Raw genomic sequence first — 15596 nt, 5'->3', positions numbered from 1 at the left:
GACACGGGGCCAGGAACGTTAACTTTCGGGTTTTAATACTACAAAAAAGGCTCGCCCTTCGCGAAGAATACGAAGAAGAACCGTCTCTCCCGGGCGCACATTCTCCAATGCGTCCCTAAAATGGGAAAGCGTGGGAACTTCAGCCCTGTTCACTTCCTTTATGACGTCGCCTTCCCGGAGTCCCTCGGAATACGCAATGCTTTGCCGACCCACCTTTGTGACTAAAATTCCTTCCTGATCCTTAATTTTAAAATGATCGGCTAAATCGTCGGTGATCGGGGAAACATCAATCCCTAAATCAATACCATTTTGCATTGGGGGTAACGAGGTCATGATGGGCTTTTCTTTTTTAATTCCTAAAAGCACCGGGAGCGTCATGGCCTGCCCATCACGAACAATCTGAACTTGAACTTCGTCGCCCGGTCCAAACGCCGCCACCACTCGGGATAATTGATTCGGCGACTCCAAAGTTTCTTTGCCCACTTGCGTAATAATATCTCCCGGCTTAATTCCAGCGATTTCTGCCGGGTTTCCTTCAAAGACCTCATTCACCAAAATACCCTTGCCATCCTTCACCCCAAATTTGGCGCTCAATTCTGGGGTCAAGGGTTGGATGCCGACACCTAACCAACCACGAACTACTTTGCCCCCGGATTTTAGTTGAGAAACAATCCGGTCCGCCATGTTCGAGGGAATGGCAAACCCAATACCTTGAGCAAAATTAATAATGGCCGTATTGATGCCGATCACTTCGCCCCGCAAGTTAAATAACGGTCCACCCGAATTGCCAGGGTTAATCGAAGCGTCGGTTTGAATGAAATTCTCATATCGCGAGAGGTTCATATTTTCCCGGCCAATACCGCTCACAACTCCTAGGGTCACGGTCCGGTCCAACCCAAAAGGATTTCCCACAGCCAAGACCCATTGGCCAACCTTTACTTGGTTGGAATCGCCAAATTTTGCAGCGGCTAATTTTCTATCTACTTGAACCCTTAACAACGCAAGATCTGTATCAGGATCCCGTCCGACCACTTCGGCCATCAAAGTCGTCCTGTCGGATAGTCGAATTTCCGCTTCAAACCCAGCGCCAACGACATGGTTGTTGGTGACGATATAACCATCCTCATGAATGATCACACCGGAACCTGATCCTGGGGTATTGGGTCTGGGTTGTCGAGGAAGATTTTTTGTTTGACCGAAACTCCGGATTGGGGAAACATTCACCACCGTGGGGGTGACGTTTTCCGCCAAACTTGAAATAGCATTTTGAATATCTTCGAGAAACTGCAAACCCCGTGTTTGAGAAAGAAGAGAATCTGAGGCAGCTTGGACCTGAGAAGGATTGGGTATTAGAGCAAGGAGAATACCAGAAAGGCACCAACACCAAAGGTCTCTAATTTGGGGAGTTTGCATGGTTATAGTTTTTTCCAATCTCTAAAAAATCCTATAAAATTCAGCTTACAAGGGGATTGATGCTTAAACAAGGTACCCTAAATAGATTGCCAAAAATAATTAATGTCGCATAACAAGTATTATGTTAAATTAAAAATTTATCAAGAGGATGACCCAATTTTTGATTCTGTCCCATTAACTAAACGTTCGACATTCCCTTTGTGTTTATAAAGAATCATTCCACTGATCAACACGGAGAAGACAAAAAAGTCTAGTCTTCCTCCCAATAGGAATACCAACAAAGGAAAAACCCCAAAGGCCGTGATGGCCCCGCCTGAGGAATATCTCCAAATTCCTACAGTGGTGAGCCAAATAAGGACCAGGATTAATCCCATCCCAAAGTGAAGCCCTAGGATACCCCCTAATCCTGTGGCAACCCCTTTCCCACCATGAAATTTCAAAAAGATGGGAAACATATGACCAAGCACCACGGCTAAAACTCCCAAAAGCCCCCAAATGGTTTGAAGGAAAAAAACCGTTGCCAACCAGCCTATGACCCAGCCTTTTCCTAAATCTCCCACTAAAGTGAGAATCCCAACTTTTTTCCCTGAAAGTCGCAAGACATTGGTAAAACCAATATTCCCGCTCCCCCCTTCACGAGGATCTTGAACACCATATAGACGGGAAAAAACTAAACCAAAGGGAATTGAACCAATAAGGTAGGCAGCGAGAAAAAAAATAAGACCGTTGAGGTCAGAGGCCATAGAATAATTGGATAGCGTTATTCAATAAAATCTTTATTCACCAGAGCTTGCCAAAATTCCCAGAGATATTGACCGGCGGATATTATGGAGAACACCAACGCCCCATAGAGAAGACCTGTACCTAGAAGATAAAAATCTAAAAAGGATATCACTAAAGCTCCTTGAAGAGTTAAAAAGATGATCCCCACAAGCTGAAGCACCACTTTATATTTTCCCAATTGGCCTGCAGCGATAATTAAGCCTTTAGAAGCCGCCACGGCTCGCACTCCAGTGATTCCTAATTCCCTGACAATAAATGCAATGGCTAACCACGCATCTATTCGTTGAAATTGCACAAGCAAAATCAACCCGGAAATGACCAAAAATTTATCGGCAATTGGGTCTAACAATCGGCCAACTTTCGTAACCTGCCCACGACGGCGTGCTAGATACCCATCCAATAAATCCGTTAAGGCGGCAAGGCTAAATACACTAGCAGCGGCAATCGATCGTATGGGAGTTGGGTTCAAAAACAATATCACGTAAATCGGCACCATAAGAATCCGCAAAACAGTGAGCACATTCGGCAAATTCAAAGAACGTTCCACGACGGGCTCAGGAGACTGGGAATTCTTCTCAAGGGGGAGTTTGATAACTTTACTAACAGGCATTGTGATTTTCCGGGACGATCGTTTTAGAAAATGTTATTTTCGGCTTTCCCTGCAACCTGACAAATCTGATGTAACTGTTGAAGTAATTCTTTAAGCTGATGAAGCGGAACCATGTTTGGTCCATCCGACATGGCTGCATCGGGGTTTGGGTGTACTTCCATGAAAAACCCATCACAACCAGCCGCAGCTGCAGCCCGAGCAAGGGGAGCAATAAATTCACGCTGTCCCGAGGATTTCGTGCCACTCCCTCCTGGTAATTGGACACTGTGGGTGGCATCAAATACCACAGGGTATCCAAGTCCTCGCATCACAGGAAGCGAGCGCATATCAACCACCAGGTTGTTATACCCAAATGAGGCCCCACGTTCGGTGAGGACAATTTTCTTTGTCCCACTTTCTTCTAACTTATGCACAACATTTTTCATATCCCAAGGCGATAAAAATTGGCCTTTTTTAACATTGACCACCCGACCGGTTTTTGCTGCCGCAATAAGCAAATCTGTTTGCCGACATAAAAATGCAGGAATTTGCAGAATATCCACCACCTCCCCAGCCATTGTCGCCTCACCGACACTATGCACATCCGTCAAAACTGGAATCTGAACTTTTTCTTTAACTTTCTTTAGAATGGATAAGCCTTCCGCAATCCCTATCCCTCGAAATGAATGAATGGAACTCCGGTTAGCCTTGTCATAGGAACTTTTAAAAATACATGGAAAGCCGACCTGTTTAGCAATATCGGCAATCTGAAAAGCTGTATCGAGAACGAGTTGTTCGCTTTCAATCACACAAGGTCCGGCAATGAGAAAGTGAGGATGGGAGCCTCCTCCCTGAAACCCGCCGAGGTCAATTGATTGCACCATAGAATTTTTCGTATCCAACGAGGGTTCTTGACGCTAGCGTCCAAACTTTCGTTTGAGTGCTGCTTCGATAAATGCCGCAAATACTGGATGCGGTTGATGAGGCCGTGAATGATATTCAGGATGAAACTGCGTGCCCAAAAACCAAGGGTGATGCTTCAGTTCAATAATTTCCACAAGTCGTCCATCTGGCGAAGTGCCGCTGATGATGAGCCCCCTGGCCGTCAACTTTTCACGAAAATCGTTATTAAATTCATATCGATGTCGATGTCGCTCACTAATCTCTGTTGATCCATAAATCCTATGCGCCAGGGTGCCTTCAACCAGGTGACATGGATAGGCGCCCAACCGCATTGAGCCTCCCTTTTCTTCTACCGTTCGCTGTTCGGGAAGTAGATCAATTACCGGATAAGGGTTATGGGGTTCAAACTCAGAACTATTCGCTCTGTCCAATCCCAAAATGGAACGGGCATATTCGATAACGGCGCACTGCATGCCCAAACACAGCCCTAAAAAGGGAATACCCTTTTCCCGACCATACCGGATAGTTTCGACTTTGCCCTCAATTCCTCGAAGACCAAACCCTCCGGGAATTAAAATGCCATCAGTTTCACTTAAATATTGGTCGGGCCCGTTCCGTTCCACATCCTCAGACTCAATCCACTGAATGTTTACCCCAGTATCATTGGGGAGCCCGCCATGGACCAAGGCCTCAGAAAGACTTTTATAGGACTCCTTGGAGCCCATATATTTGCCAACCATGCTGATCGTGACTTCATGAGTAGGTCGCTTGAGTTTTTGGACCATGGCGTCCCATGCACGCAAGCTTGGCGGTCCAGCCTCCAAACGCAGGGAGCGCACGATAAGCTCATCCAACCCTTCTTTTCTAAAGACAATGGGCACTTCATAAATGGATTCCACATCCTTTGCAGTAATGACGGCGTCTTTGTCCACATTACAAAATAGGGCAATTTTGTCCTTCATCGATGGCGCCAAAAATCGGTCGGTTCGGCATAGAAGAATGTGGGGTTGAATACCAATTTCTCGCAATTTATTGACGGAATGTTGTGTCGGCTTGGTCTTCAACTCCCCGGCTGTTTCGATATACGGGACCAGCGTGACATGAATATACAAGACATTTTCACGTCCCACATCAAAGGGCATTTGGCGGATCGCTTCTAAGAATGGAAGACTTTCAATATCTCCAACCGTACCCCCAATTTCAACGATCACCACGTCCGTTCCATGAGCCACATTTAAAATAGTCTGCTTGATTTCATCGGTAATATGAGGCACCACTTGGACGGTTCCGCCTAAATAGTCCCCCCGTCGCTCCTTTTTAATGACGGTGTCATAGATACGCCCGGTCGTACAGTTATTTTGTTGGGAAAGGGTCAAGGAGGTAAATCGCTCATAATGACCCAGGTCGAGGTCGGTTTCCGCGCCGTCGTCGGTGACATACACCTCCCCATGCTGGAATGGATTCATCGTGCCAGGATCCACATTGATATAGGGGTCCAGCTTGAGAAAGGAGATTTTCAGTCCACGGCTTTCAAGTAAATGGCCAATGGCAGCCGAAGATAAACCTTTCCCCAAGGATGAAACCACTCCTCCCGTCACAAAAATAAACTTATTCATCTTGCCCATCTCTCCATTCCCAAGGTTCTAACCTGACCCGACCATGAGGCGATCCCAGGATCGATTGGCTTCAATCAAATCCTCCGGAGTATCGATTCGCAATGAGGGTTGCTTCGTTTCCCAAACGGTAATGGGTATGCCGTGTTCAAGTGCTCGTAATTGTTCAAGCTTTTCCGTCTCTTCTAGTTTCCCGGTGGGCAGCTCGGCAAATTGCAACAATGTCGCTCGTTGAAAAATATACACTCCTAGATGAATGGAGGCAAAGGGGGTAATCAAACCATGCATTTCCTGGTCCCGAGTATGCGGAATTGATGCTCGAGAAAAGTACAGAGCCCTCCCCTCTTTGTCTGTGACGACTTTCACAACGCCATAATTAGAAAATTCTTCCTGCCCTTCAATTTTCCTCTTCAATGTGCCCAAGGGTGAAGCAGCGAGAAGAAAAGGATCGATCAAATCATTCAAAATATCTGGGTTCAGTAATATCTCATCTGCCTGCAAATTGATGATGATTTCCGCTGGTAGTGACCGACAAGCCTCGGCCACACGATCGGTTCCCGTACGACATGGCACAGTCACCATCTGAGCCACTCCCCCGAATTCCTCGACGGCATGTTGGATGCGGGAGTCATCGGTGGCCACAATCACCTGGTCGACTTTTGCCACGCGAATTGCCTGCTCATACACATGTTGAATAATGGGTTTATTCGCCAACAGGGCAAGAGGCTTTCCAGGAAACCGAGAAGACTCATAACGAGCTGGGATGACAATGGTGATAGACGGTTTATTCATGGGAATGCTGAATGGCTTCTTTCAGTTGAGCCCTAGTTATTGAAGCGGTGCCCACCTGTCCCACCACCACCCCAGCTGCATAATTGGCCAAGATCGAGGCATCCTGAATGGAGGCCCCCACGCTCATTGCCAAAGCCAGGGTGCTCACCACGGTATCTCCGGCACCAGTCACATCATAAACTTGGCGAGCCATCGTCGGAATATGCAGGCTTGAACCATGACTTTCACAGAGGCTCATCCCCTGTTCCCCGCGGGTAACTAGGACGGCTTCACAGCCCAACTTTTGACGCAACAAATGCCCAATGTCATGAATGGCATCATGGTCATGCCCAGATAATCCCGCGGCTTGCTGGGCTTCCGTATGATTCGGAGTAATGACTGTTACCCCGGCATAGAAGGGAAAATGGTCGACTTTGGGATCAACAATGATGGGAATGTTTCGACTTCTGGCCAATCGCCCTACGTGTTCCATTAAGGATGGAGTGATCACCCCTTTAGCATAGTCAGAAATCACGATACAGGAGATGGCGTTAAGTCGTGTGTCTACATGCTTGAGAATCCGTCTGGCTATTGATTGAGATATATCTTGGCGTTGTTCCACATCGTACCGAACAACTTGTTGGCTATGAGCCACAATTCTGGCCTTTCGCGTGGTTGGACGTGAGGCATCGAGAACAATTCCAGGTGGGAGACGTCGCTGGGACCCAAGCTCCTTCAGTAAGAGCTTTCCAGTTTCATCATCTCCTATGACCCCACAAACTTCTGCTTGCCCCCCCAAGGACAACACATTGTTATACACATTAGCCGCACCGCCTAAGCGCAAAGACTCTCGTTCAACGTGAACAATGGGTACCGGGGCCTCCGGTGAAATCCTGCTTACCGCGCCCCAAATATAATGATCGAGCATCAAATCCCCAATAACCAACACATGACCACGAGAAAATCGTCGAAGGTAGGGAACGAGAGTGTTGGGGGGAATAGCAGACAGGCATGAGGTGTTTCGTTTCATTGAAGTGCTTTTGCCGGAGGAAAGGGGCACAAGAATTGTTCCAAAGATAACAAAGGGTTAATTGATGATTTTGCCAATACGATCCCAACGAACCCATTCGGAAATCGAGCCTTGGCCTTTCCAGGACCAATAGACCAAAAAAGCACGGCCTTTGATTTTATGCATTTTCACATAACCCCAAAACCGGCTATCCAAACTTTGATCGCGGTTATCCCCCATAACGAAATAGGATTCAGGGGGAACGGTGAGAGGATCAAGATTGTCACGCGGCGTGATACGGCCGTCAATTACCCCAGGGTCAATTCGTTGGGTCCAGGCCTTATCGTCCAATGGATTTCCATTAACATAGATGATTTTATTTCGAATTTGGATGTGATCGCCTGGTAACCCCACGATTCGCTTAATAAAGTCCTTTTCCTCATCTTCGGGATATCGAAACACAATCACATCTCCCCGTTCGGGTTTGTCAAATTCAAAAAGCAACTCTGAGGAATAGCACGTCATGGGTGGAAAAGAAATGTCGAATGTACAATCTTGTGGCAATTGAATGCCGTAAGCCATTTTATTGACCAAAATATGATCCCCGATGAGCAGACTCGGAATCATGGACCCTGAAGGAATTTTAAACGCTTGGACAACGAATACTCGAATGGTAAAGGCCAAAATCATGGCGATGATGATGGCTTCGGCATATTCCCGCCAGATGGATTTTTTGGGAAGTGCCTCCGCGCTCCGTTTTTCTGTGGGCGGCCCAGGTGACCCTGAAGCCTCTTGGTTCGAAGACGACGGTTCCACGGTATTCAGTGGTTTTGGATTATGCTCCATATTTATTCATCTTTCACCTTGAGTAAGGCCAAAAAGGCCTCCTGTGGCACTTCGACGCGCCCTAATTGTTTCATACGTTTTTTGCCTTCCTTTTGTTTTTCCCACAACTTCCGTTTTCGGGTAATATCGCCGCCATAACATTTGGCCGTCACATTCTTTTTAATGGCAGAGATGGTCTCTCGGGCAATGACTCGTTTGCCAATTGCCGCTTGGATTGCAATCTCAAACATCTGCTTCGGGATCAGTTCCTTCATTTTTTCGGCCAACTGACGGCCTCGGTGGTGGGCTTTTTCCCGATGGGTAATAAAGGATAGGGCATCGATATTTTCACCATTTAGCAATAAATCAAGTTTGACTAAATCCGATTGTCGATAGTCCGACAGTTCATAATCAAGAGAGGCATAGCCTTGAGTGCGGGATTTTAGCTTATCGTAAAAATCCAACACCATTTCATTGAGTGGCAATTGGTACACAAGCATAATTCGAGAAGCATCTAAATATTGCATACTCACCTGTGTACCGCGACGCTCTTGGCATAAGGCCATGATATTTCCCGCATACCGTTCTGGAGCCATCATGGTGGCCTGAATAAAGGGCTCTTCCATGGTTTCAATTTGTTCCGGTTCCGGCAATTTTGAGGGATTATCAATATTAAGTACCTCACCTTGGAGAGTTTTCACTCGATAAATGACAGTCGGCGCCGTACTGATCAATTCAAGACCATATTCGCGATGGAGTCGTTCCCGAATAATTTCCATATGAAGTAAACCGAGAAAACCACAACGGAAACCAAATCCCAGGGCTAATGAAGTTTCCGGCTCATAGATAAACGAAGAGTCATTGAGGCGAAGCTTTTCAAGGGAATCACGCAGATCTTCGTAATCCGAATTATCCGTGGTATACAACCCACAAAACACCAGGGGCTTGACCTCTCGATACCCAGGCAGCGCATGTTCTGTGGGCCGATTGGCGTCGGTCAGAGTATCACCAATTTTTGTGTCCGATACATCTTTCATCCCCGCCACGACATACCCAACCTCCCCGGCTTTGAGCTTTTGGGTTTTAGTGCGTTTTGGAGAAAAAATTCCAACTTCAGACACCTCGAATGTCCGTAGGTTGGACATCAGTTGAATCCTCATACCGGGTTCAACCATGCCTTCAAAGATTCTTACCAGGATTACGGCTCCCTGATAACTATCAAACCAGGAATCGAAGATTAGAGCTTTGAGCGGATTGGTTAAATCACCCTTCGGTGGGGCGATTCGCACAACCACGGCATTTAACACATCATCAATACCAATTCCCTGCTTGGCACTGACCAGCAGCGCATCATCTTTTTCGAGACCTAATACGTCTTCGATTTGCTGTTTGACGCCTTCGACATCCGCACTCGCCAAATCAATTTTATTAATCACTGGCAGGATCGTGAGGTCATTATTAATAGCCAAATAGGCATTGGCAATGGTTTGGGCTTCAACACCTTGGGTCGCATCCACTAACAGCAGCGCTCCTTCACAGGCTGCCAGGCTTCGTGAGACTTCATACGTAAAGTCGACATGTCCCGGGGTATCAATGAGGTTCAATTGGTAGGTCTGTCCATCATGAGCCTTGTACGTGGTAGTGACAGCATGGGCTTTTATGGTAATGCCTCGCTCCCGTTCAAGATCCATGTCATCTAGGATCTGCTCTCGGGCTTCCCGTGCCGTGACGGCACCAGTCAGTTCCAGAAAACGATCGGCGAGGGTGGATTTCCCGTGATCGATATGAGCGATGATGGAAAAGTTGCGAATACGGGAGAGATTGTTCATTGTAAAATCAAATCCATTGATTTTATTAGGGTTTTGCTTTCTTGTCAAAGAAAGTTTCTAGTCCCTATAATTCCACGATTTCCCTGAAGTTTAAGACCAGATTTTCCAAAAAAAACCCTCGCCCCGGGGGGTGAGGGTTGCACCAAAGGGGTTTGCAACGTCCCCATTCTACACTGAAGTTCACTTTACAGGATGGCACCAAAAAAATCTAAGAAAAAAGACAGTTCCTCCCCGACTCTGGCGCAATTGTCTAAGTGGGATCGGCAATATGTCTGGCATCCATTCACGCAAATGCAGGAATGGGAGCAAGAGGATCCCTTAATCATTGAAAAGGCTCGAGGCGTTTACTTAATTGATGGCCATGGGAATAAATACCTCGATGGCACATCCTCTATTTGGGTCAATCTTCATGGACATCGGCACCCTCTTATCGATAAAGCCATTCGGGCCCAATTGCAGAAGGTGGCACATAGCACGTTACTGGGGCAGGCCAGCCCGCCCTCTATTCTCCTTGCAAAAGAATTAATTCGCATTGCCCCCAAAGGACTGACGCGTGTGTTTTACTCTGACGATGGTTCCACTGCCGTTGAGGTCGCTCTCAAGATGGCCATCCAGTATTGGCAACAGCAGACCCCTCCCGCCAAGAAGAAGACCAAATTCGTTCGATTGGATTTGGCTTACCATGGAGATACCGCTGGGAGTATGAGTGTCGGGGGAACCACATTGTTTCACAAACGGTTTCGCCCCCTGCTGGTCGATACGCTTTCAGTTGATGCACCCTACTGTTATCGCTGTCCTCTACAATTGAAATACCCATCGTGCCAATTAGCTTGTATCGATCCATTAGAAAAAGTATTAAAAACCAAACACCAAGAAATCGTTGGTGTGGTCATTGAGCCTTTGGTTCAGGCCGTGGCCGGGATGATTACACAGCCCCAGGGTTATGTGACTCGAGTTCGTGAGTTATGTACAAAATATAATGTGCTAATGATCGCCGATGAAGTCGCTACAGGCTTTGGCCGGACCGGAAAAATGTTTGCTTGCGATCATGAAAACATCACGCCAGACCTCATGGCCATTGCCAAAGGTCTCACTGGTGGGTACCTTCCACTTGCGGCCACCTTGACGACCGAAAAAATCTATCAAGCCTTTCTAGGCGATTACAACGAGTTTAAAACCTTCTTCCATGGTCATTCATATACGGGCAATGCATTAGCCTGTGTCGCGGCCTTAGCCAACTTAAAAGTTTTTCATGATGCGAAAACCTTGGCCAACGTCAAAACACAAACTCGATATTTCCGACAACTCATTAAGCCCCTTGCAGATTTGCCTATGGTCGGAAACATTCGCCAATGTGGCATGATGGTCGGGATTGAATTCATCCAAAACAAAAACACCAAAACCCAAATGCCCCTAACAGACCGCATTGGCCATAAGATAGCGATGGAATGTCGGCGTCGTGGATTACTTATCAGGCCCATCGGGAATATTGTCATTCTGGTTCCTCCATTGGTCACGACCAAACAAGAGTTACAACAAATGCTAAGTATTCTCATCGACAGTTGCCGGCAAGTGAGTGAGGACGAAACTCGAGACTTGCAACTCAAAAAAAAGGGGTGAGGACCTTGCAAGATCCTCACCCCTTTTACCATTTTTGATCGATGAATTTATATCTTCATGAATCGTCTGGCAGCGATAAAGGCTATCACACCAGTACCTAGAAGCACCGCCGTCGTAGGCTCAGGTACTTCGTTTCCGGTGGGAACCGAAACCGTCAAGCTTTTAAATTTAAAGGAATCATCATAAAGTGTTATAGAAAATTAAGAATTTTCAACCGTATGAGCAATAAGAGTTTCCAGCTTTGGATACGTCTGCCGATAGTCTTCCTGGCTAAGTCGAATCACTTCATGTGCCTCATCCCGTCCATACACCTCCGCGATTTCGCATTGCCGGTGTTCACTGCCAGGACAATCTTTATAGGTCAGGAAATAATGCTTGAGGCGTTCGACAAGTGCCGTTGGACATTCATGAATATCTTGGAAATACTCGTAAAGGGCATCTCCCTTCAGGACAGCGATAATTTTTTCGTCCGCTTCTTGGTCATCAATCATGCGAAGTCCACCAATGGGGCGAGCCTCCAGCAGAATATCTCCGTGGGTGATACTCTTTTCTGACAAAATACAAATATCCAAAGGATCGGCATCCCCCATAATTCCCGTGCGTCCGGTTTTTTCCATACATCGCTGAGCCACCTTCTCTCCACAATAGGTTCGTGGAACCAACCCATATAACGTAGGGCAGACATTGGAAAAACGCTGCGGCCGATCGACCTTCAGATGGCCAGTTAATTTATCCAATTCATACTTCACGGTATCATCCGGGACAATTTCGATGTAGGCCGTAACGACTCGGGGAGCGTCAGATCCAATAGGCACCCCATGCCATGGATGCGACTTACCTACACGGCTGATGATATCCAAGATCATTTTCAGTTCTTGATTGTTCATGGCAGTTCCTCAATCTTATGTAGACTTATGGTGGATAAAACCTCAAACGTTTTCGGTTGTTTTTTCCAAAACTCAACCTATTCTCCAGCTCTCTTGGCCTTGATTTGCGATAATGTGTCCACAACGATATTCTTGGTTCCCTGAGACGTTAAGATATTTCGAATAATGGAGTGTCCTAAGGACTACCCCACCTCATATGTAGGAATGGAGGAATGCGCATGGATGTATTTCAGAAGCCAGGCACCATCGATACTGAGATCGTCAAAAATTTAGGGGCACTCGCTGCTTTGGCAGGCACCTGGGAAGGTGATCAGGGGCTTGATATAGCCCCCACCAAAAACGGTCAGTCTGAGACTAAATTTCGTGAACGAATGACGTTTGAACCCATAGGACCAATCGTTAATGGACGCCAAGTACTGTATGGATTACGGTATGCGACGTCGGTCTGGCCATTACGAGAGGAAAAACCTTTTCACGAGGAAGTCGGTTATTGGCTATGGGACCCCAACGAACAACTGGTTCTTCGTTGTTTTATTGTGCCGCGCGGTATCGTGGTCAATGCAGGAGGCAAAGCGGACCCGGAGGGAAAAGGATTTGAATTGTTAGCGGAAGTCGGATCAGAAACCTTTGGCATCTTATCCAGTCCCTTTTTAGATCAAGCATTTAAAACCGTTAGATATAAACTTAAGGTCATGCTCCAGGGCGATGGGCAATTTAGCTATTTTGAAGATACCCAGCTAGTAATTCACGGTCGTGATGGGGTGTTCCATCACACTGACCAAAATGCATTAACACGTCTGGGATAATTTGAATAAAAGTACTCAGGGTACTGTAAATAATGAGGGATGTGCCACCCGAAATAACTCAGATCAAACAAAAATTACTCCAATTGCACGACGAGCTGATCAAGGTGGAGCAGTCGGGGAATGAAGCAGCTCAAACTGTAGAATTGGATCAATCATCAGTAGGTCGACTATCGCGAATGGACGCCCTCCAAGGCCAGGCCATGGCGAAGGAAACTCAGCAACGGAGAGCTCTGCAAAAACAACGCATTGAATCAGCGTTACAGCGTATCGACAATAATTCTTTCGGGTTTTGTATTCGATGTGAAGATGAAATACATACCAAACGACTGGAGGTTGATCCCACCACATTGTTATGCCTTGAATGTGCCAAACAGCAGGAACGATAACCTTGCCATTCGTCTCTCCCCATTTTCGTATGCTCCGTTCGTCCTATCATGCCTGCCAATCATGATATTGTCATCATCGGGGCAGGAGCTGCAGGATTAACCGCCGCCATATTTGCCGCCGAGACAAATAACAACCTTTCGATTGTACTCTTGGATGGGGCCCGGACAATTGGAAGCAAAATTCTTGTTTCTGGGGGAGGTCGCTGCAATGTCACAAATGCCTACGTGACCCCTTCAGATTTTCATGCGCCAGCGTCAGTGATATTGCGAATTCTTCAACGTTTTGATGAACGTGCCACAGTGAAGTGGTTTGAATCCCTTGATGTACAGTTAAAAGAAGAACCGACAGGAAAATTATTCCCCACCAGCAACAAAGCAAGGACGGTGCTCAATGCCCTCATGCATCGTTGCCAAGAATTAGGCATCCAGATACACACGAATCACCGCGTTCAATCAATTACGCCTACAAACACAGGATTTTGTCTTCAATCCACAGAAGGGAAACTTACAGCGCAACAGGTCATCATGGCCACCGGTGGAAAATCGTTGCCCAAGTCTGGATCGGATGGACAAGGCTGGTCAATGGCCAAAAATTTAGGGCATTCTGTTTCTCCACCATTTCCTGCCCTCGTCCCCCTGGTATTAGCAGACACGTTTATTCATACGAGTCTTTCAGGCATATCACACCAAGCGCAGTTACTCACACGAGTCAATGGAAAGGTTGTTGATCGCCGGGTCGGCAGTCTTCTTTGGACGCACTTTGGAATCAGTGGACCGGTTGTATTGGATGCCAGTCGATTTTGGATTATGGCAAATGAGCACAAACAAGACGTGAGGGTTTTTCTTTCGTGTTTACCACAAAAGACAACTAAAGAGGTCGATGACTGGTTAGCCCTGGCTTCACAACACTCCGGACGAAAGACAGTCGGCTCGATCCTGGGACAACAACTTCCGTCTCGATTAGTGGAAGCCCTGTGCGAACTTGCAATCGCCCAAGACAAAAGAACTTCCCCAAAACCTATAAACGGAAATATCGCTGACAACTTGGCTTGCACTGCCCTAAATCAATTACCGTACCTGACACGAAAAGCACTCACTCAGATCTTTACAAACCTTCCCGTACCTGTAATTGGTCATCGAGGGTGGAATTTTGCCGAGGTCACCGCAGGAGGAGTGCCCCTTGGCGAAATCAACCCTCGGACCATGATGTCACGGTTAATTCCTGGACTCTACTTAATTGGGGAAATGTTAGATTGCGATGCACGAATTGGAGGGTTTAATTTTCAGTGGGCCTGGTCTACGGGCTTTATCGCTGGATACAGTGCTTCGAAAAACCAAAATACAACCAAATGAGCCCTCAATGTATCTCGAGATTTGCTCGAATAGAAATACCTAGATTTTCTGCGGCACTTTCTTTTTTTAGAAATATCTCTAGATGCCCATTACTGTTAATCAGCGCTTCAGGTTTTTCATGAGATCCTTGCTCATAGTGAGTTTTCAGCTCGTCAATGGTGGCCCCACCAAGGTGAATGCTGAATTTCTTATTTTGGGTAATCTCTTGTAACGACTTGATGTCGTCAGGTGTAATGTTCGTGATGATATTTCCAAAATGGTCGATATACGTCACATATCCGTGAAGAATGCCTTTTCGCACTTCGGGTTTGAGAATTGGCAATTTCTCATAATCTGTCACCAACCGTCCATAGGCTCCTGGAGTTTGTCCTCTCGTCAACCAGGCGGCCGAGGGCGCAAACAAATCTCTTCCATCGAATGTCGCCCCGCTTGAATCTAGCCGGAACTGCCGATTTTCAATTTGGCGAACTTCCACGTTTAATTCGTTTTCAAAAATATAACTCAACACGCCGTTATCGGGGGCCACAAAGAAAAAGCGGGAAGTGGTTACCAACAGTCCTCGTCGTGAAGATCCCACACTCGGATCGACCACAACCACATGCACCGTCCCATCAGGAAAATAGTGATAACAGGAGTTTAATAGAAAGGCGGCTTCTTCAATAGCATAGGGAGAAACTTGGTGAGACACATCAACAATCCGTGTTTGATTATTTATCCCCAACATCACGCCTTTCATGCTAGCCACAAAATAATCACGGTCACCAAAATCGGTGATTAACGTCACAACAGATATCGCTGAAGGCATACGG

General features: G+C 46.6%; 16 protein-coding genes. 4 read left to right on the top strand and 12 right to left on the bottom strand.

The features are described from left to right. Window positions 1-18: 18 nt before the first annotated feature. The 9 genes from PPG34_RS02180 to lepA all read right to left on the bottom strand — a co-directional run bounded on the left by PPG34_RS02180 (window position 19) and on the right by lepA (window position 9735). Complete coding sequence (locus tag PPG34_RS02180) at window positions 19-1413, bottom strand: Do family serine endopeptidase (RefSeq protein ID WP_313831497.1); 1395 nt, start codon at window positions 1411-1413, stop codon at window positions 19-21. A 140-nt stretch (window positions 1414-1553) separates the two neighbouring features. Continuing rightward, on the bottom strand, window positions 1554-2156 hold the full coding sequence (plsY, locus tag PPG34_RS02175; RefSeq protein ID WP_313831496.1) for a glycerol-3-phosphate 1-O-acyltransferase PlsY: 603 nt from the start codon (window positions 2154-2156) through the stop codon (window positions 1554-1556). A 17-nt stretch (window positions 2157-2173) separates the two neighbouring features. Next, the gene (gene pgsA, locus PPG34_RS02170) at window positions 2174-2806 is read right to left on the bottom strand and encodes a CDP-diacylglycerol--glycerol-3-phosphate 3-phosphatidyltransferase (RefSeq protein WP_313831495.1); all 633 of its coding nucleotides are present in this window, start codon (window positions 2804-2806) and stop codon (window positions 2174-2176) included. A 23-nt stretch (window positions 2807-2829) separates the two neighbouring features. After that, on the bottom strand, window positions 2830-3669 hold the full coding sequence (kdsA, locus tag PPG34_RS02165) for a 3-deoxy-8-phosphooctulonate synthase (protein ID WP_313831494.1): 840 nt from the start codon (window positions 3667-3669) through the stop codon (window positions 2830-2832). A 33-nt stretch (window positions 3670-3702) separates the two neighbouring features. Continuing rightward, entirely contained in the window at window positions 3703-5304 is a 1602-nt protein-coding gene (locus PPG34_RS02160; RefSeq protein ID WP_313831493.1) for a CTP synthase, read from the bottom strand. A 27-nt stretch (window positions 5305-5331) separates the two neighbouring features. After that, on the bottom strand, window positions 5332-6093 hold the full coding sequence (gene kdsB, locus PPG34_RS02155; RefSeq protein ID WP_313831492.1) for a 3-deoxy-manno-octulosonate cytidylyltransferase: 762 nt from the start codon (window positions 6091-6093) through the stop codon (window positions 5332-5334). Further along, entirely contained in the window at window positions 6086-7102 is a 1017-nt protein-coding gene (gene rfaE1 / locus PPG34_RS02150; protein WP_313831491.1) for a D-glycero-beta-D-manno-heptose-7-phosphate kinase, read from the bottom strand. The genes kdsB and rfaE1 overlap by 8 nt, the downstream gene beginning before the upstream one ends. A 57-nt stretch (window positions 7103-7159) precedes the next feature. Further along, the gene (gene lepB, locus PPG34_RS02145) at window positions 7160-7927 is read right to left on the bottom strand and encodes a signal peptidase I (RefSeq protein WP_313831490.1); all 768 of its coding nucleotides are present in this window, start codon (window positions 7925-7927) and stop codon (window positions 7160-7162) included. Window positions 7928-7929: 2 nt separating this feature from the next. Then, window positions 7930-9735, bottom strand: a complete 1806-nt coding sequence (lepA, locus tag PPG34_RS02140) for a translation elongation factor 4 (RefSeq protein WP_313831489.1) — start codon at window positions 9733-9735, stop codon at window positions 7930-7932. A 192-nt stretch (window positions 9736-9927) separates the two neighbouring features. On the opposite strand from lepA, the gene bioA reads away from it, so the two are divergent. Then, entirely contained in the window at window positions 9928-11355 is a 1428-nt protein-coding gene (gene bioA / locus PPG34_RS02135) for an adenosylmethionine--8-amino-7-oxononanoate transaminase (RefSeq protein ID WP_313831488.1), read from the top strand. A gap of 47 nt (window positions 11356-11402) precedes the next feature. Here the strand turns inward: bioA and PPG34_RS18310 are convergent, their stop codons facing one another. Both PPG34_RS18310 and PPG34_RS02130 read right to left on the bottom strand, forming a co-directional pair. Next, window positions 11403-11513, bottom strand: coding sequence for a PEP-CTERM sorting domain-containing protein (locus tag PPG34_RS18310; protein ID WP_420888056.1), 111 nt, complete (start codon window positions 11511-11513; stop codon window positions 11403-11405). Window positions 11514-11555: 42 nt separating this feature from the next. Next, entirely contained in the window at window positions 11556-12242 is a 687-nt protein-coding gene (locus tag PPG34_RS02130; protein WP_313831487.1) for an inorganic pyrophosphatase, read from the bottom strand. Window positions 12243-12460: 218 nt separating this feature from the next. Between PPG34_RS02130 and PPG34_RS02125 the strand changes: the two genes are divergently transcribed. Genes PPG34_RS02125 through PPG34_RS02115 form a run of 3 tightly spaced genes read left to right on the top strand, consistent with a single transcriptional unit; the run spans window position 12461 to window position 14787 of the window. Beyond that, window positions 12461-13048 (top strand): heme-binding beta-barrel domain-containing protein, encoded by a 588-nt coding sequence (locus tag PPG34_RS02125; RefSeq protein WP_313831486.1) that lies wholly within the window; start codon window positions 12461-12463, stop codon window positions 13046-13048. A 41-nt stretch (window positions 13049-13089) separates the two neighbouring features. Next, entirely contained in the window at window positions 13090-13434 is a 345-nt protein-coding gene (locus PPG34_RS02120) for a TraR/DksA family transcriptional regulator (protein WP_313831485.1), read from the top strand. Window positions 13435-13482: 48 nt separating this feature from the next. After that, window positions 13483-14787: a BaiN/RdsA family NAD(P)/FAD-dependent oxidoreductase gene (locus PPG34_RS02115; protein ID WP_313831484.1), complete on the top strand. Its 1305-nt coding sequence runs from the start codon at window positions 13483-13485 to the stop codon at window positions 14785-14787. Window positions 14788-14791: 4 nt separating this feature from the next. On the opposite strand, the gene PPG34_RS02110 is transcribed toward PPG34_RS02115, so the two are convergent. Then, window positions 14792-15592: an SAM hydrolase/SAM-dependent halogenase family protein gene (locus PPG34_RS02110; RefSeq protein WP_313831483.1), complete on the bottom strand. Its 801-nt coding sequence runs from the start codon at window positions 15590-15592 to the stop codon at window positions 14792-14794. Window positions 15593-15596: the final 4 nt, after the last annotated feature.

This window comes from Candidatus Nitronereus thalassa (assembly GCF_032191465.1).
Taxonomy (GTDB): Bacteria; Nitrospirota; Nitrospiria; order Nitrospirales; family UBA8639; genus Nitronereus; species Nitronereus thalassa.
The sequence above is the reverse complement of the archived record's forward strand: the minus strand, read 5'-3'. Positions and strand labels throughout refer to the sequence as shown.